We start from the raw sequence: 16550 nt of genomic DNA, 5'->3' as shown, positions 1-16550 counted from the left end.
TCAAAGATCGTCAGCTTGCGGCGCCTTCCGGCTGCCGCGTCCCAAGGCGTTTCGCTCAAGGGAGCCGCACATTATAGAGCAGTTTCGTAGGACGTCAACACCCTAAACCGTCCTTTTTTCACCCCCTTCGCCGTCCCGGCCAATTGGCCTGAGGGGTGAAGGGCCGCGAAGAATAGGGGATGCCGGGCGACTTGGGAAGAGGTTTCTTGCGATCGCGCGAAAACAGCCTGTTTTCCGCTTCCGGAAGAGTCTCCCGTCAGGCGGCGACCAGCCTCACCCGGGCGAAATTGCGCTTGCCGACCTGGAGCACCGCTTCAAATCCGGGCCCAAACAGCCGCTGCGGGTCCTCGAACACCTCGGCATCGATTTTGACCGCGCGCTCCTTGAGCTTGCGCGACGCCTCGGAGTTGCTGGCGGCCAGCCCGGCCGCCACCAGCAGGGCAGCGATGCGCAGCCCCTCGGCCGGCACCGCGATATCGGCCTGCGGCAGCAGCGAGGTGTCGCCCTCGCCCCGCACCACCGCATGCCAGCCGGCCACCGCCAGGTCGGCCGCCTGGGCGTTGTGGAAGCGCGCGGCCAGCTCGCGGGCCAGCCGCAGCTTGGCGTCGCGCGGGTTGAGCGCGCCGGAAGCCACGTCCTCCCGCATCCGGGCCAGTTCGGCCAATGAAGCGTCGAAGCTCAGCAGCTCATACCAACGCCACATCAGGTCGTCGCCGATCTTCATGGCCTTGGTGACGATATCAATCGCCGGCTCGTTGATGCCGATGTAGTTGCCCAGCGACTTGGACATCTTGTTGACGCCATCCAGGCCTTCAAGCAGGGGCATGGTCAGCACGATCTGGGGCGCTTGGCCGTGGCTTTCCTGCAGCCCGCGCCCCATCAAGAGATTGAATTTCTGGTCGGTGCCGCCCAGCTCGACGTCGGCCTTGAGCGCCACCGAGTCATAGCCCTGCACCAAGGGATACAGGAACTCATGGATCGCGATGGGCTGATGGCCCGCGTAGCGCTTGGCGAAGTCGTCGCGCTCGAGCATGCGCGCCACGGTGTGCTGGGCCGCCAGCTTGATCATGTCGGCGGCGGACATCGCGCCAAACCACTCGGAGTTGAAGCGAACCTCGGTCCGCTCCCGGTCCAGCACCTTGAATACCTGGTCGGAGTAGGTCTGGGCATTGGCCAGCACGTCGTCCCGGGTCAGCGGCTTGCGGGTGACGTTCTTGCCGGTCGGGTCACCGATCATTCCAGTGAAGTCGCCGATCAGGAAAATGACCTGATGCCCCAGATCCTGGAACTGCCGCATCTTATTGAGCAGCACCGTGTGGCCCAGATGCAGGTCCGGCGCGGTCGGATCGAACCCGGCCTTGACCCGCAGCGGGCGGCCCAGCGCCAGGCGGGCGGCCAGTTCATCGGGCTTGAGGATTTCCTCGGCGCCGCGGCCGATGGTTTCCAGGGCTTGCTGCAGGTCAGACATGAATGAGGTGCTTTCTCTGTTCAGGGCGTCGGCCCGAGGGCCCGCCGCGTTAATCGGAAGTTAATAGAAAGTTAAAGCGTGGCACGGAAAAAAGCCAGATGCGACAAGGGTTTGACGGCGGTATTTAGTGCTGGTTATCGTACCGCGACTCCTGTTACGAGCGGGGAACCTCCCTTTGCAGCACAAATCTTCCCCCCTCGGCCGTTGGTCGCGCGAACACTGGGTGATGGCCGGCCTCTGCGCCTCCCTGGGCACACTCGTACTGACCATCATCCCCGGATTCGCCAGCGCCATGCGCGAACCCACCACGCAGGAATCGCTTACCACGCTGAGCCTGCCGCTGCCGCCGCTGGCCAGCAAGACCGCCGCAGCGCCCACCGCCCGCGGCGCGGCCTGGCAAAACGTCACGGTGCAGAGCGGCCAGACCCTGGGCGCGATCTTCCAGCAGATGGGCGTGCCCGCTTCGGTGATGTACCAAGTGCTGGAGTCGCCCAGTGCGAAGAACCTGACGCGCCTTCGCGCCGGCGCGGAGCTCGCCTTCGACCTCGGCGATGACGGCGCACTGCGTGGCCTGGCCTTCGAGCGCGACGAAGCGGCGCGCGTTGAACTTTCCATCGCCGGCAACCAGGTCACCGAACGCGTCCTCGAGCGTCCGCTTGAGCGCCGCACCATGGTCGCCAGCGGCGAGATCACCAGCTCGCTGTACGCCGCAGGCGCTCAGGCCGGCCTGAGCAACGCCGCCATCAACCAGATGGCGAACGTGTTCTCCTACGACATCGACTTCACCCAGGACCTGCGCGACGGCGATCGCTTCCAGGTCGTGTACGAAGAGATCTGGCGTGACGGCGAACGCCTGCGCAGCGGCGGCATCATTGCGGCCAGCTTCCTCAACCGCGGCAAGGAGTACACCGCGGTGCGCTTCGAGCGCGACGGCAAACAGGAATACTTCGACCTCACGGGCCGTCCGCTGAAGAAGAGCTTCATGCGCATGCCGATCGAATTCGCGCGCATCAGCTCGCGCTTCAATCCGCGCCGCAAGCACCCGGTGCTTGGCACTGTGCGTGCGCACAAGGGCGTTGACTACGCCGCTGCCACCGGCACGCCAATCATGTCCGCCGGCGACGGCCGCGTCAGCTTCGCCGGCTGGCAGAACGGCTACGGCCGCACCATCATCATCGACCACGGCAACGGTCACACCACCCTGTATGCGCACATGTCGCGCCTGGGCAGGCACAAGGTCGGCTCGCGCGTGCAGCAGGGCACCACCATCGGTTACGTCGGCGCCACCGGCCTCGCCAGCGGTCCGCACCTGCACTATGAGTTCCGCATCAACGGCGCCCACCGCGATCCGCTGACGGTGACCATGCCCAAGCCCGAGCCGCTGGCCGGCAACGACATGGTCGCTTTCCGCGCCGCCACCGCCCCGGCCCTCGCCCAGCTCAAGCGCGTGGAGGGCGTGCGCCTCGCCGCACGCTGAGCCGATGGCGGCGACGCCGCGAACTTCCCAGGACACCCCGCCCGCCGCCGCGCCCGGCGGGCTTTTTCTTGGCCTGATCTCGGGGACCAGCGTAGACGGCATCGATGCCGCGCTGGTTGCGTTCGAACCCGCGCCGCGAATCGTGTTCGCGCGCACCTACCCGTATCCGGACGACCTGCATGCGGACGTGCTGCGCTGGTCGCAGGCGCAGGCACAGGTGGCACTCGACGACATTGGCCGACTGGACACCCGGCTGGGACGGATGTTCGCCGCCGTCGCAACGCAGGCGCTCGCCGACGCGGGCATCGCGGCTGGTGACGTCCACGCCATTGGTTCGCACGGCCAGACCCTGCGCCATGATCCGCGCGGCGCCGCACCCTTCAGCCAGCAGTTGGGCGACGCCAGCGCAATCGCGGAAGCCACCGGCATCACCACCGTGGCCGACTTCCGCCGTCGCGACGTCGCCGCGGGCGGCCAAGGGGCTCCGCTGATGCCGGCCTTCCATGCCGCGGTGATGCATTCGCCCGACGAAGACCGCGCGGTGCTGAATCTGGGCGGCATCGCCAACCTGACCCTGCTTCCGCGCGATGGCGCCGTGCGAGGCTTCGACACCGGTCCGGCCAATGGCCTGATGGACGCCTGGTGCCTGCGCCACCGCGGCGAAACCTTTGACCGTGGCGGCAGCTTCGCCGGTGCCGGACAGGTGGATCAGGCGCTGCTGGCTCGACTGCTGGACGAACCCTGGTTTGCGCTACCGCCACCCAAGAGCACCGGCCGCGACCAATTCCAACTCGCGTGGGTCGAGGCCCGCCTGGGCAGCGAGGCGCCGGCCGATGTGCAGGCCACGCTGTGTGAGCTCACTGCCGTCACGGTCGCGAGTGCGCTGCAGGCTACCCAATCGAACTGCCGGCGCCTGCTGGTCTGCGGCGGCGGCGTCCACAATCCGATGCTGATGGCACGCCTGGCGGCGCGCCTGCCCGGGGTAGTCGTGGAAAGCACGGCAGCGCTGGGGCTGGACCCGGACTTCATCGAGGCGGCGGGCTTCGCCTGGCTGGCCCGGGAAACACTCGCCGGCCGGCCGGGCAACCTGCCCTCGGTCACCGGCGCGCGCGGACCGCGCGTACTCGGGGCGATCTACCCGGCCTGATCAGCGGCCGGCGTCTTTCTTGCGGCGCTCTTCGTCCACCAAATAGGCCGGCGCGTCGTCGGGCAGACCGGTCATGGCCGACATCGCCTCCTCGAAGGCCCGGGCCTCGTCGTCGCTCCAGGCGCCGGTAAGACGCGCGATATCGCCCGGCACCGGGGCCGGCTCCGGCTCAGCCAGGCCAAGCGCCTGCTTGATCAGAAGGAGAATGACGTCATTGAGCGGCCAGCCCTTCTGGCGCGCCATCTCCTTGATGCGTTCGGCTACACGCTCGTCAATGTCGCGTATCAGGAAGTCGGCCATGGCCTCGATCCTCGGGGGGACGACCAGCATACGGCCACGGGCAGGGACTGCAAGACCCCGCGGCGCTCGTCCGGGCTGCGGTTCAGTCCGGATCACCCTTGTCGGCGCCGCGATAGCCGGCATCGCCGAGCGATTGCTCGATCAGCCCCGCGCGCAGCATGAACAGGTAAAGAAACACGCCCGGCAGCGCCACCAGCGTGGTCAGCAGGTAGAACTGCACATAGCCCAAGGACTCGATAAGCGTGCCCGCCGTGGTGCCGGTGACGATGCGTCCGACGACGCTGGCGGCGGCGCTGAGCAGGGCGAACTGCGTGGCCGTGAATGCCAGGTTGCACAAGGCCGACAGGTACGCGACCACGACCACCCCGCCGATGCCGCTGGCCAGGTTCTCGAAGCCGATGGTGAAGGCCAACAGCGCGTTCGAATGCCCCACCGAGGCCAGCCAGGCGAAGCTCAGGTTGGAAACGGCCATCAGCACCAAAGCCACCAACACCGCGCGCTTCATGCCGATGGCGGCATACATCATGCCGCCCAGGAAGATGCCCGCCAGCATCGCAATAAAGCCGAAACCAACGTCGTAGGTGGCGATCTCGTCGTTGCTGAAGCCCAGATCGTTGAGCAGCAGCCGCAGGGTGAGGTTGGCCAGCGTATCGCCGACCTTGTGCAGCAGCACGAACAGCAGCACCAGCATGGCGCCACGACGTCGGAAGAACTCCAGCAGCGGGCCGGCGACCGCTTCCCAGGCCTGGCGCAGGCCGCGGTGCACGGCGATGGTGACGTGGCGCGCAGGCTCACCCACCACCAGCCCGGTCAGCATCGCCGGCAGGGCGAAGCCGGCGCACATCAGGTAGGCCAGCGTCCAGCCGTGCCGCGCTGCGACGTAGAGGGCGATCGAGCCGGCGGCCACCGAACCGATCCGCCAGCCGTACTGCGACATGCCCGAGCCCACGCCCAACTGTTGGGGCTTGAGCGTTTCGATGCGGTAGGCGTCGATCACGATGTCGTAGGTGGCGCCGGCGGCGCCCACCGCTACGGCCGCCATCGCGAACAGCGCCAGATCGGCCTTGGGGTCGAGCATCGCCAGCCACGCCACGGCAGCCATGACCGCCGTGCCGGCGAACACCAGCCAGGACACGCGCTGGCCCAGGCGCCCGAGCAGCGGAAGCCGCAGCCCGTCCACCAGCGGCGCCCAAAGGAACTTGAGGTTGTAGACAAGGAAGGCCAGCGAGAATGCAGTCACCGATTTCTTGTCGATGCCGTCCTGGGCCAGGCGCGTGGTCAGGGTGGCGCCAATCATCGCGTACGGGAAACCCGACGAGATGCCGAGCATCAGCGCCGCCAGCGGCTCTTTCTGCACATAGGGGCGCAGGCCCTGGGCCAGGCGCCCGCCGAGGCCGGGGCTCATGCGTACTCCACCAGGAAGGGCGCGTGGTCGCTGAACTTCGGCTCCGCGTATATCCGGCAATCGCGCAGGCGCTCGCGCAGCGAGGGCGACACGACCTGGTAGTCGATGCGCCAGCCCACGTTCTTGGCGCGGGCGGCACCGCGCTGGCTCCACCAGGTGTAGTCCTCGCCTTCAGGCCGCAGGTGGCGGTAGCTGTCCACCCAGCCACGCTGCTGGAACAGCAGGTCCAGCCAAGCGCGCTCCTCGGGCAGGCAGCCGGAGTTTTTCTGGTTGGAGGTCCAGTTCCTGATGTCCTTGCGGGTGTGGACGATGTTCCAGTCGCCGCAAATCACGTAGTCGCGGCCGCTGGCCAGCCACTGGTCAAGGATTGGCGTGAACCACTCCATGCAGCGGAACTTGTACTGCTGGCGGACATCGCCCGAGGAGCCGGACGGGAAATACAGCGACACCACGCTGAGATTGCCGAAGCGGGCCTCGATATAGCGACCCTCCTCGTCGAAGCCATCCCAGCCCAAGCCGGTCAGGATCTCGTCCGGCGCCTTCCGGCTGTAGATGCCGACGCCGCTATAACCCTTCTTGGTGGTCGCGTCGCGAAAACAGGCGTGGTAACCCGGTGGCTGCAGGGCGGGCACCCGCAGCTGGTGCTCCTGGGCCTTGGTTTCCTGGATGCAGACCAGGTCGGCGTCGAGGCCGGGCAACCATTCAAAGAAGCCCTTGCTGGCGGCCGAGCGCAGGCCGTTGGCGTTGAAACTGACGATTTTCACGGGATGCGGGCGACGTCTGCGGGGATGCCGAAGGTTAGCCGAAATCCCTGCGATGGCGGTGCCACCGGACGCGCGCTTGTTGCACAATCAGGCTTTCCCTCCACGGACGATTGGCGTGAATCCCCACCAAAGCCGCTTCCTCGACCTCGCGCTGGCGCGCAACGTGCTGCGTTTCGGTGAATTCAGCCTCAAATCCGGGCGCACCAGCCCCTACTTCTTCAACGCCGGCCTGTTCGACTCCGGCGTGGCGCTGGCCGACCTGGGCGAATGCTATGCCGACGCGCTCGAGGCCTCGGGCCTTGGCTTCGACATGCTGTTCGGCCCGGCCTACAAAGGCATCCCGCTGGCGACCACGCTGGCCGTGGCGCTGGCGCGGCGCGGTCGCGACCTGCCGGTCGCCTTCAATCGCAAGGAAGCCAAGACGCACGGGGAAGGCGGCCGCCTGATCGGCGCCCCGGTGCGCGGCCGCGTGCTCGTGGTGGACGATGTCATCACCGCCGGCACCGCCATCCGCGAATCCATCCAGATCATCCGCGACGCCGGCGCCGAACCCTGCGGCGTGCTGATCGCGCTCGACCGCCAGGAGCGCGGCCAGGTCGGCCAGCGGTCGGCGGCGCAGGAGGTCACGGCCGAGTTCGGGATTCCCGTCTACGCCATTGCCGGCCTCGACGATCTGCTGGCACACGCCGATCAGCGGCCCGAAATCGCTGCGCACAAGCCCGCCCTGGTGGCGTATCGTGCGCGCTATGGCCGCCAAATTGACTGACCGGAGTCCACCCATGATCCGCGCTTTCCTCAGCCTCGCCGTCGCTTCCGCCCTGCTGGTTTCCGTTACCGCCGACGCCCAGCAGCGCCCGACGCAAAAGAAGCTCTACCGCTGGGTCGACAAGGACGGCAAGGTCCAGTTCTCCGACGCCCTGCCGCCGGAGGCCGTGGACCAGGCCCGCACCGAGTTCAATGCCGACAGCGGCTCCACCATGGCGACGGTCGACCGTGCCCTGACGGCGGAAGAGCGCACCGCCAAGGACGAAGCCGATCGCCTGCAGGCGATCGCGGACAAGGCCTCCGAGCAGTCCCGCAAGACCGAGGCCGCGATGATCGCCTCGTTCCAGAACGAGGACGAGCTCAGGAACTCCTTCACCAACCGCATCGATCTGCTCAAGCAGACCCTCGAAGCGATCGAGGCCGGCATCGCCAGCCAGCGCGCCAGCCTGTCGAGCCTGCTGGCGGAAGCCGCGGAGAACGAGCTGGCCGGCAAGCCGATCCACGTCAAGCAGGCCGCCAACGTGCGCAGCCTGCACGACGAGATGGTGCGCCAGCAGCAGATGCTGGTGCTCAAGCAGGGTGAGCTGGTCGAGCTGGACGAGGAGCTGCTGCGCCTGGTCGAGCGCTTCCGGACGATCAAGGGCGGCAACAGCCGCCCGGCCATGGGCGACAACGCCGAAGCGGCGTCGCCGACCGGCTGATCCTCAGAACGGCAGGGCCAGCCCCGGGTCTACCGCAAGTAGCTGCTCGCGGAAGACCTGTTTGATCCGCTCCAGCGCCTCGGCGTCCTTGGCGTCGAAGCGCAGCACCAGCACCGGGGTCGTGTTCGAGGCGCGCACCAGGCCCCAGCCATCCGGCCAGTCGGCACGCACGCCGTCGATGGTGGCGATGCGGGCCCCTTCGAACTTCGACGCCGCGACGAACTTCTCGATGAACGCGTATTGCTCGCCTTCCTCGACCTGGATCTTGAGCTCCGGCGTCGACACGCCCTTGGGCAGGGTGTCGAACACTTCCTGCGGCGTCTCGCCCCGGGTGGACAGGATCTCGAGCAGGCGCGCGGCCGCGTAGATGCCGTCGTCGAAGCCATACCAGCGCTCGCGGAAGAAGAAGTGGCCGCTCATTTCGCCGGCCAGCTCGGCCTCGGTCTCGCGCATCTTGGCCTTGATCAGCGAATGCCCGGTCTTCCACATCAACGGGCTGCCGCCGTGGCGCAGGATGTGCATCGGCAGGTGGCCGGTGCACTTGACGTCGTAGATGATGCAGGCGCCCGGATTGCGCTCAAGCACGTCGGCGGCGAACAGCATCAGCAGGCGGTCGGGATAGATCATCTCGCCCGACTTGGTGACGACGCCCAGGCGGTCGCCATCGCCATCGAAGGCCAGGCCGAGGTCGGCATCCACGCGCTGGACCACGCGAATCAGATCCTGCAGGTTCGCCGGATCGCTGGGGTCGGGGTGGTGGTGCGGGAAGGTGCCGTCCACCTCGCAGTACAGCGGTTCGACCTCGGCACCGATCGCCTCGAGCAGGCGCGGCGCGACCAGGCCGGCGATGCCGTTGCCGCAGTCCACCACCACGCGCAGCTTGCGCTCGATCTGGATGTCGCCGGCCACACGGTCCACGTAGTCCTGGATGATGTCCCGGCGGCTCGCCAGGCCCGGGGTTTCCGCCACGTGCAGGTCGTTCTCGGCAATGCGCTCGTAAAGCTTCTGGATCGCATCGCCCGCCAGCGTCTCGCCATCAATCACGATCTTGAAGCCGTTGTAGTCGGGCGGATTGTGGCTGCCGGTGACCGACACACAGGAGCCGGCGCGCAGTTGGTAGGCGCCGAAATACACCAGCGGCGTCGGCGCGTCGCCGATGTCGATCACTTCGCGGCCGGCCAGGCGCAGACCGTCGATCAAGGCTTCGGCCATCTCCGGCGAAGACAGCCGACCGTCGCGACCGACCACCACGGTACGCGCGTCCTGGCGGTGCATTTCGCTGCCGATCGCGTGGCCGATCAGGCGCGCGGTATCCGCGTCAAGCGTCTTCCCGACCACGCCCCGGATGTCGTAGGCACGGAAGATGCTGCGGTCGAGCACGGCGCGCTGCGGACGCGGCGGCGGCGGTTTGGCCGTCTTGGCGGCGACCGCGGCGCGTGCGGCCTCGGCCTCGACTTCCAGCTGACCGCTCTGCTGCATTTCGCCCAGGGTCGGCGCCGCATCCGCGGCGGCCTCACCCTCGGGCTTGCGCGACAGGCGCAGCCCTTTGAGTCGCGGCATCATCGCCAGCACCACCGCCACCAGCACCGATAGCAGGGCGAGCAAGTAGTAGGCCGCTGCGCCCAGGCCGGACTCGACCAGCGGCGCGGCGGCGACCACGCGGAGCGCTGTGTCATCGACGCGGATCGCGCCCACCTCCGCAGCAGTGGCCAAGGCGGTGTCGCCCGTTTCGAAGATCGTATGCCGACCCTGGCGGATAGCCAGATAGCCGCCGTCCACCGCGGCCGCCGACAGCGGCGCAGTAACGGTTTCCAGCGGCAGCCGGACATAGACCAGGGTCAGCACGCGGCCGTCGTCGAGCACCGGCGCCGCCACGGCCAGGCGTGCACCGCCGGCGTCCTTGACGATCGCGGCGCGCGCCGCATTCTGCTGCAGCGCCTGCTCCAGGACGCCCAGTTTGCCGAAACCAAAGGCGGCCGGATCGGCGTACGCCTCGTCCAGCGCCGGGAGATACCACTCCACCGCCTCCACGCCCTGCCAGCCCTCAAGGACCACGTCGCGCGCCGCCTGGTCCTCGTCCCGCTTGAGCGCGGTGACCAGGGCAATGCGGGAACGACTGGTCTCGAGCCGGTCAATCGCACTGACGACCGCGGAACGGACCTGCAGCGCGCTGCTGGCGCGCACTTGGTCCATTTCATACGACATCGACTCCGCCGCGGAGGCCTGCCAGCCCTGCCAGACGAACCAGAAAGCAATCAAGAACAGCAGGCCCGCGGCCAGCGGCAACAGGCCGGCCTTCGGGAGCGATTTCAGATCAGGCAATTTCATGTTTCCCCCTGGTTACGGGTACGGCTTGGGCCGCCCCGTTCAGCGCACGCCGGTGTGGCCGAAGCCACCTTCCCCGCGCTCACTGCGTTCGAATTCTTCCACCTGCCGGAATACCGCCCGGGCCACGGGCAGGAAAACCAGCTGGGCAACGCGATCCCCCGGGGTGATGGTGATCGGAAACCGCCCGCGATTCCAGAGGCTGACCATCAGCGGGCCCTGGTAGTCGGCGTCAATCAGCCCTACCAGGTTGCCCATCACCAGGCCCTGCTTGTGGCCCAGGCCCGATCGCGGAAGGATCACCGCGCACAGACCGGGGTCGCCAATGTGGATCGCCAGGCCGGTCGGCACCAGCTGCGCCTCGCCCGGCGCCAGCTCGATGGCCTGGTCGATCATCGCGCGCAGGTCCAGTCCGGCCGACAGCGCGGTGGCGTAGGCGGGTAGCGGGAATTGATCACCCAGCCGCGGGTCCAGCCGCTTGAATTCGATCTCGATGTTCACGCCTTGGCCTCCAGATGGTCGGCCACCAGGGCCAGCAGGTCGTGCGCCACCCGTGGCTTCGGGCCCAGGGCGATGTCCTGGCTGCCGTCACGCCAGAACACGGTGAGCGCATTGTTGTCGGACTCGAAACCCTGGCCGGCGCGGGCCACATCGTTGGCGGCGATCAGGTCGAGGCCTTTGCGCAGCAGCTTTTCGCGCGCATAGCCCTCGACTTCCTGGGTCTCGGCGGCGAAGCCCACCACCAGCTGCGGCCGCTGCGGATGCGCCGCAACCTCGGCCAGGATGTCCGGGCTACGAACCAGCGCAATGTTCATGGTTTCGCCGGATTTCTTGATTTTCTGCGGCAGCGTTTCCGCCGGCGCGTAGTCGGCAACGGCGGCCGCACCCAGATAGACGTCCTGCCCGGGCAGTTCGGCAAGGATGGCCGCGCGCATGGCGGCGGCGCGACGCACGTCAATCCGGCGGACGCCCGGCGGGGTCGGCAGCGATACCGGCCCGGCGACCAGCGTCACCTCGGCGCCCAGCGCCCGGGCGGCGGCGGCGAGCGCGAAGCCCATTTTCCCGGAGCTGCGGTTGCCAATGAATCGCACCGGGTCGATGTCTTCGAAGGTAGGGCCAGCGCTGACCAGCACGCGACGCCCTGCCAGACGCTGCGGCGCGCAGGCGGCGATGACCGCCTCGACGATCTGGAAAGGTTCGAGCAGCCGCCCAGGCCCGGTTTCGCCGCAGGCCTGGTCGCCTTCGCCCGGGCCGATGAAAGCCACGCCGCGGGACGTGAGGGTGGCCACATTGGCGCGAGTGGCCGGATGCGCCCACATCACGCGATTCATCGCCGGCGCCAGCATCACCGGCGCCTCCGAGGCCAGGCACAGGGTGCTGAGCAAATCGTTGGCTCGGCCCTGGGCCAGCTTGGCCACCACGTTCGCCGTGGCCGGGGCAATCAGGATCCGGGTGGCCCAGCGAGCCAGCTCGATATGGCTCATCGCCGCTTCAGCAGCTTCGTCCCACAGGGAACTGCGCACCGGATGGCGCGACAGCGCCTGGAACGTGGTCGCACCGACGAAATGCAGGGCCGACGCGGTCATCACCACGCGCACTTCGGCGCCCGCGTCCTGCAGCCGGCGCAACAGGTCCGCCGACTTGTAGGCGGCGATGCCGCCGCTGACACCCAGCAGGATGCGTTGCCCGTCCAATCCGGCCACCTTGGATTTCCCTACCCCTGTGAACGTCCCTAGCTTACCCGATGGACCCGCGCCGCCCGACGCCAACGGAGCCTCCGGACGCGGATGCTGGCGCCATGCACATCCACGACTGGCCAGAAGGTGAGCGGCCCCGCGAGAAACTACTCGCGCACGGCGCCGCCCGGCTGTCCGATGCCGAGCTCTTGGCGGTGTTCCTCGGCTCCGGAACCCGCGGCCTGAGCGCGGTCGACCTGGGCCGCCGCCTGCTGGGAAAGGCGGGGAATCTGCGCGCCCTGCTCGACCTGCCGCCGGCCGAGCTGGCCCGGCTACCGGGCCTGGGCCCGGCCCGCGCCAGCGCCCTCGGCGGCGCGCTCGAATTGGCTGCCCGGCACCTGGCCCAAGGCCTGGCGCGAGGCGAGGCCCTGACCGAGCCCGGCCGCGCCGGAGAATATCTCTCGCATCGCCTCCGGGCCCTGCCCTACGAAGTCTTCGCCTGCCTCTTCCTCGACACCCGGCACCGGGTCATCGCATTCGAGGAACTGTTCCGGGGCACGCTGGACGGTGCCGAGGTGCATCCGCGCGAAGTGGTCCAGCGCTGCCTCGCCCACCACGCCGCAGCGGTAATCCTGGGTCACAACCACCCCAGCGGAAGCGCCGAACCCAGCGCGGCCGACCGCGCCGTCACCGCCCGCCTCAAGCAAGCCCTGGCCCTGGTCGAGGTCCGGGTGCTGGACCACTTCATTATTGGCGACGGTGCGCCCTGCTCGATGGCCCGGCTGGGCGCGGTCTGAGTCGGTCGCGACCGCGTGGCTGGTCAAGGCCCGCCGCTGCGTATACTCGAGGAAGCGGCAACCGCCGCGCACCGGAGCCGTCACCGGCGTGATACTCGGTTACTCCCAGCTATACGGTCCGGACGCCGTCGAACACGCGCTGCCCGATGTCGGCGCTGCCCGACGCCTGCTGGCGGCGCATCGCCCCGACATCGCGCCCCGGCTCGAAGCCGTGGTGACGCGAATCACCGACGGCGCTGGCGACCCTCGCCATCTCGATGCGGCCTTGCTGGGCCTGGCCCGGCTGGGTCTGCGGCATGGTGCCTTTGGCGACGACCCGCACGACTATCACAACGAAGACCACGTGCTCGAGCTGGCCGAACGCCGGCTCGGACGGGTGCTCGATGCCCAGAGCGACGCCAGCCTTCCGGCCGCCGATGCGCTGGCGCTGCTGGTATTTGCGGCCTGCCACGACCTGCGCCAGCGCGAGCCTTTCGACGCCCCCGGACCGATCGGTGGCAATGAGGCCGCCAGCATCGCCGAGACCTTGCGGATCCTCGCGGCGTGCGGCTTCGACCCAGTCGCCGACCAGGCCCAGCACCTGGCCTTGGAGCTGATGATCGCGGGCAGCACCTTCGATCCCCGGCCGCTGCCCCACCCCGACGGGGAAGACCTGGCGATGGCCGCCGGCGGATCGCTGGCGCGCAGCCTGGGAATCTGGCTGGACGGTGTCCGGCCCGGATGGGGCACCGACCCGGCCGCGCGCCGCGGCGAACGTCTGGGCCGGCTGGCCGCCGACCTGGACACGGCCAACGTCGGCGAAGAGTTCTCGTTCTTTGCCGACAGCGCACTGCGCCTGTGTCGCGAACGCGAGCGCCGGGCCGGGCGTTCACTCGCCGGCACCGCCAGCGGGCCGACTTGCCTGGCCTTCCTGAGCCGGGGCCAGATCCATTACTTCTTCAAACTGCACCGATTCTGCTCGCGTGAAGGCGATCGGGCGTTTGGACCCACCAAGGCGGCCAACGGCCCTGCGGTGCGGCGCGTCAGCCAGCGGCTTCTTGCCTGCTTTCAGGACCAGCCTCCGGCCAACGGCCAGGCGGTACTGGACGCCTTCGCCGCGTTTTGCGCCGAGGAAAGCGGCTGAGGCCGCGCAGAGGGGTCAGGGAAGAACAAAAAAAAGGCCGACCAAGGGTCGACCTTTGCCCCGGACTCCGATGCAGCATCGGGCCGAATAATCAAAATCCCCACGCTGGAGAGTCGTGTTGACGTCATATTTCCACGATACCGGTGACGGTGGCATGACTGCGGCAGGCGCGGTCCGGGCTAGAATAGGGAGTTACCCAAAGCGGAATTCCAGCCGGTGAAAGACCATATTCGCGAATTGGTGGCGCAGTCCCTGCTTGACCTGCGGCGCCATGGCCGCCTGTCCCCGGACCTGGCGACCCCCGACTTCGTGATCGAGCGGACCAAGTCGCGCGAGCACGGCGACTACGCCAGCAATATCGCCCTGCTGCTGGCCAAGCCTGCCGGCATGAAGCCGCGCGAGCTGGCGGAGCTGCTGGTCAACGCCCTGCCCAGCTCCCAGCACGTCGAGAAAATCAGCATCGCCGGCCCGGGCTTCATCAACTTCACGCTGGCGCGCAGCTGCCGCCTGGGCACGATCCGCCGCGTTTTCGAGCTGGGCAACGACTATGGCCGCCTGCCGACCGGCAGCCGCGAGTCGGTGACCGTCGAATTCGTTTCGGCCAATCCCAACGGCCCGCTGCACGTCGGCCACGGCCGCGGCGCGGCCTACGGCGCCTCGGTCGCCAACCTGCTCGATGCCGCGGGCCACCGCGTCCAGCGCGAGTACTACGTCAACGACGCCGGGCGCCAGATGGACATCCTCGCGGTGTCGGTGTGGCTGCGTTACCACGAGCTGGGTGGCGTCAACGTGCGCTTCCCGGACAATGGCTACAAGGGCGACTACGTGGTGGACATCGCCCGCGGCCTGCGCGCCAAGGCCGGCGACGCGCTGCGCCGCACCGCCATCGAGATCATCGACGGCCTGCCGGAGGACGAAGGCCAGGGCGGCGACAAGGAAACCCATGTTGACGGCCTGATCGCCCGCGCCAAGCTGCTGCTGGGCGAACCCGGCTACCGCAGCGTGTTTGAGGCCGGGCTGAGCTGGTGCCTTGCCGACATCCGCGACGACCTCGCCGGCTTCGGTGTCGTCCACGACAACTTCTTCTCCGAACGCAGCCTGGCGGTGGACGGCTACGTGCAGCGCGCGATCGACACCCTGCGCGCGAATGGCCACCTGTTTGAAGACCAGGGCGCCACCTGGTTCCGCGCCACCGCCTTTGGCGATGACAAGGACCGCGTGGTCGTGCGCGAGAACGGCGTCACTACCTATTTCGCCTCGGACCTCGGCTACCTGCTGAGCAAGTTCGAACGCGGCTTCGAGCGTTCGCTGTACATCTTCGGCGCCGACCACCACGGCTACATCGCGCGTCTGAAAGCCGCGGCGCAGGGCCTGGGCCTGGACCCGAAGCAGATCGAAATCCAGCTGGTGCAGTTCGCGATCCTGTTCCGCGGCGGCGAGCGCGTGCAGATGTCGACCCGCGCCGGCAGCTTCGTCACCCTGCGCGAGCTTCGCGAGGAAGTGGGCACCGACGCCGCGCGCTTCTTTTACGTGATGCGCGGCAACGACCAGCACCTGGACTTCGATCTGGACCTGGCCAAGAGCCACTCGAACGACAACCCGGTCTACTACATCCAGTACGCGCACGCCCGGGTCGCCAGCATCTTCCGCCAGCTCGGCGAGAAAGGCATGAGCTACCACCGCAGCGCTGCCGAAGCCGCGCGCCAGCGCCTGGAGCAGCCGCACGAGGACGACCTGCTCGACGAGCTGATGCGCTATCCGGAAGTGCTGGAAGCCGCCGCCGAGAACCGCGCGCCGCAGGTGCTGGCCAACTACCTGCGTGAGCTGGCCGCCGCCTTCCACGGCTTCTACAACGCGCAGCCGATCCTGGTGCCCGACGAAGAGCTGCGCAATGCGCGACTGGGCCTTTGCAAGGCCACCCAGCAGGTGCTGGCCAACGGCCTGGCGCTGCTGGGCGTGTCCGCCCCGGAGAGCATGTAATGGCACGTCGCGCCCCGAAGAAACAGGCCCGTCGTAACGGCGGAAGCGGTACCCCGGGCTGGATCTGGCTGTTGGTTGGCCTGCTGGTAGGCCTCTTGATCGCGGCCGGGGTGTTCCTGCGCGGCCAATGGGACCTGCCCACGGGCAGCCTGCCCACGCCCAACCCCGAGGCGCGCGCCCCGGCCACGTCCGCGGAAGAGCCGGTGGCCCAGAAGCCCGCCGTTGAGCCGCGCAAGCCCAAGTACGAGTTCTTCGACGTGCTGCGCGACAAGGAGTTCGTAATCCCGGACGCCGAGCTCAACGCACAGGCGCAGGCCGAGGCCAGCCGCCCGGCCGACGTGTCCATCCCGGTCGACTCCGTGCGCTATCTGATCCAGGCCGGCGCATTCCGCTCCTCGGCCGATGCCGAAGCGCTCAAGGCCCGTATCGCCCTGACCGGCGAAGTGGCCCGGGTAGAGTCCGCCGAGATCGCCGGCGGCACCATTTATCGCGTTCGCCTGGGGCCCTATCCCAATGCCGGCAGCCTGGCGCGCGCCAAGCAGGCGCTCGACAGCCACGGCGTTGAGGCGGTCGCGATCCGCGCACAGTAGTTGACGCGTCGGGCCGTGAAGGCCCGGCCCTG

Annotated in this window: 15 protein-coding genes; 8 read left to right on the top strand and 7 right to left on the bottom strand. The window is 68.3% G+C overall.

Annotation, left to right across the window (positions count from 1 at the left end):
• Positions 1-256 precede the first annotated feature (256 nt).
• Positions 257-1468 (bottom strand): tyrosine--tRNA ligase, encoded by a 1212-nt coding sequence (gene tyrS / locus ACYVGY_RS09720; RefSeq protein ID WP_460457291.1) that lies wholly within the window; start codon positions 1466-1468, stop codon positions 257-259.
• 226 nt (positions 1469-1694) lie between these two features.
• Here tyrS and ACYVGY_RS09715 point away from each other — a divergent pair, with 226 nt between their 5' ends.
• Both ACYVGY_RS09715 and ACYVGY_RS09710 read left to right on the top strand, forming a co-directional pair.
• On the top strand, positions 1695-2945 hold the full coding sequence (locus ACYVGY_RS09715; RefSeq protein ID WP_460457290.1) for a peptidoglycan DD-metalloendopeptidase family protein: 1251 nt from the start codon (positions 1695-1697) through the stop codon (positions 2943-2945).
• Positions 2946-2949: 4 nt separating this feature from the next.
• Positions 2950-4092 (top strand): anhydro-N-acetylmuramic acid kinase, encoded by a 1143-nt coding sequence (locus ACYVGY_RS09710; protein ID WP_460457289.1) that lies wholly within the window; start codon positions 2950-2952, stop codon positions 4090-4092.
• On the opposite strand, the gene ACYVGY_RS09705 is transcribed toward ACYVGY_RS09710, so the two are convergent.
• The 3 genes from ACYVGY_RS09705 to ACYVGY_RS09695 form a co-directional block, all read right to left on the bottom strand.
• Positions 4093-4392, bottom strand: coding sequence for a hypothetical protein (locus ACYVGY_RS09705; RefSeq protein ID WP_460457288.1), 300 nt, complete (start codon positions 4390-4392; stop codon positions 4093-4095).
• A gap of 82 nt (positions 4393-4474) precedes the next feature.
• A complete protein-coding gene (locus ACYVGY_RS09700) occupies positions 4475-5797 on the bottom strand; it encodes an AmpG family muropeptide MFS transporter (protein WP_460457287.1) in 1323 nt (440 codons plus the stop codon).
• Positions 5794-6561: an exodeoxyribonuclease III gene (locus ACYVGY_RS09695; protein ID WP_460457286.1), complete on the bottom strand. Its 768-nt coding sequence runs from the start codon at positions 6559-6561 to the stop codon at positions 5794-5796. Before ACYVGY_RS09695 ends, ACYVGY_RS09700 begins: the two co-directional genes overlap by 4 nt.
• Before the next feature lie 115 nt (positions 6562-6676).
• On the opposite strand from ACYVGY_RS09695, the gene pyrE reads away from it, so the two are divergent.
• Positions 6677-7327, top strand: a complete 651-nt coding sequence (pyrE, locus tag ACYVGY_RS09690; RefSeq protein WP_460457285.1) for an orotate phosphoribosyltransferase — start codon at positions 6677-6679, stop codon at positions 7325-7327.
• Positions 7328-7340: 13 nt separating this feature from the next.
• Positions 7341-8027, top strand: a complete 687-nt coding sequence (locus ACYVGY_RS09685) for a DUF4124 domain-containing protein (RefSeq protein WP_460457284.1) — start codon at positions 7341-7343, stop codon at positions 8025-8027.
• A gap of 3 nt (positions 8028-8030) precedes the next feature.
• Here ACYVGY_RS09685 and ACYVGY_RS09680 read toward each other — a convergent pair whose 3' ends face one another.
• Genes ACYVGY_RS09680 through coaBC form a run of 3 tightly spaced genes read right to left on the bottom strand, consistent with a single transcriptional unit; the run spans position 8031 to position 12055 of the window.
• Positions 8031-10355 (bottom strand): phosphomannomutase/phosphoglucomutase, encoded by a 2325-nt coding sequence (locus ACYVGY_RS09680; RefSeq protein WP_460457283.1) that lies wholly within the window; start codon positions 10353-10355, stop codon positions 8031-8033.
• A gap of 39 nt (positions 10356-10394) precedes the next feature.
• Positions 10395-10853 carry a dUTP diphosphatase gene (dut, locus tag ACYVGY_RS09675; protein ID WP_460457282.1) on the bottom strand — a complete coding sequence of 153 codons (459 nt, stop codon included), beginning with the start codon at positions 10851-10853 and terminating at the stop codon, positions 10395-10397.
• The gene (gene coaBC, locus ACYVGY_RS09670; protein ID WP_460457281.1) at positions 10850-12055 is read right to left on the bottom strand and encodes a bifunctional phosphopantothenoylcysteine decarboxylase/phosphopantothenate--cysteine ligase CoaBC; all 1206 of its coding nucleotides are present in this window, start codon (positions 12053-12055) and stop codon (positions 10850-10852) included. Before coaBC ends, dut begins: the two co-directional genes overlap by 4 nt.
• A gap of 95 nt (positions 12056-12150) precedes the next feature.
• Between coaBC and radC the strand changes: the two genes are divergently transcribed.
• The 4 genes from radC (at position 12151) to ACYVGY_RS09650 (ending at position 16518) form a co-directional block, all read left to right on the top strand.
• Complete coding sequence (gene radC / locus ACYVGY_RS09665) at positions 12151-12825, top strand: RadC family protein (protein ID WP_460457280.1); 675 nt, start codon at positions 12151-12153, stop codon at positions 12823-12825.
• Positions 12826-12913: 88 nt separating this feature from the next.
• Positions 12914-13948, top strand: coding sequence for a hypothetical protein (locus ACYVGY_RS09660; RefSeq protein WP_460457279.1), 1035 nt, complete (start codon positions 12914-12916; stop codon positions 13946-13948).
• Positions 13949-14164: 216 nt separating this feature from the next.
• Positions 14165-15928, top strand: coding sequence for an arginine--tRNA ligase (gene argS, locus ACYVGY_RS09655; RefSeq protein WP_460457278.1), 1764 nt, complete (start codon positions 14165-14167; stop codon positions 15926-15928).
• On the top strand, positions 15928-16518 hold the full coding sequence (locus ACYVGY_RS09650) for an SPOR domain-containing protein (protein WP_460457277.1): 591 nt from the start codon (positions 15928-15930) through the stop codon (positions 16516-16518). The genes argS and ACYVGY_RS09650 overlap by 1 nt, the downstream gene beginning before the upstream one ends.
• The last annotated feature ends 32 nt before the right edge of the window (positions 16519-16550 follow it).

The organism is Arenimonas alkanexedens (genome assembly GCF_054781355.1).
The sequence above is the reverse complement of the archived record's forward strand: the minus strand, read 5'-3'. Positions and strand labels throughout refer to the sequence as shown.

What these genes read in the sequence shown, in the direction of transcription:
- tyrS (WP_460457291.1), bottom strand. Translation starts at nt 1,468, where the DNA reads ATGTCTGACCTGCAGCAAGCCCTGGAAACCATCGGCCGCGGCGCCGAG.
- ACYVGY_RS09715 (WP_460457290.1), top strand. Translation starts at nt 1,695, where the DNA reads ATGGCCGGCCTCTGCGCCTCCCTGGGCACACTCGTACTGACCATCATC.
- ACYVGY_RS09710 (WP_460457289.1), top strand. Translation starts at nt 2,950, where the DNA reads ATGGCGGCGACGCCGCGAACTTCCCAGGACACCCCGCCCGCCGCCGCG.
- ACYVGY_RS09705 (WP_460457288.1), bottom strand. Translation starts at nt 4,392, where the DNA reads ATGGCCGACTTCCTGATACGCGACATTGACGAGCGTGTAGCCGAACGC.
- ACYVGY_RS09700 (WP_460457287.1), bottom strand. Translation starts at nt 5,797, where the DNA reads ATGAGCCCCGGCCTCGGCGGGCGCCTGGCCCAGGGCCTGCGCCCCTAT.
- ACYVGY_RS09685 (WP_460457284.1), top strand. Translation starts at nt 7,341, where the DNA reads ATGATCCGCGCTTTCCTCAGCCTCGCCGTCGCTTCCGCCCTGCTGGTT.
- ACYVGY_RS09680 (WP_460457283.1), bottom strand. Translation starts at nt 10,355, where the DNA reads ATGAAATTGCCTGATCTGAAATCGCTCCCGAAGGCCGGCCTGTTGCCG.
- radC (WP_460457280.1), top strand. Translation starts at nt 12,151, where the DNA reads ATGCACATCCACGACTGGCCAGAAGGTGAGCGGCCCCGCGAGAAACTA.
- ACYVGY_RS09650 (WP_460457277.1), top strand. Translation starts at nt 15,928, where the DNA reads ATGGCACGTCGCGCCCCGAAGAAACAGGCCCGTCGTAACGGCGGAAGC.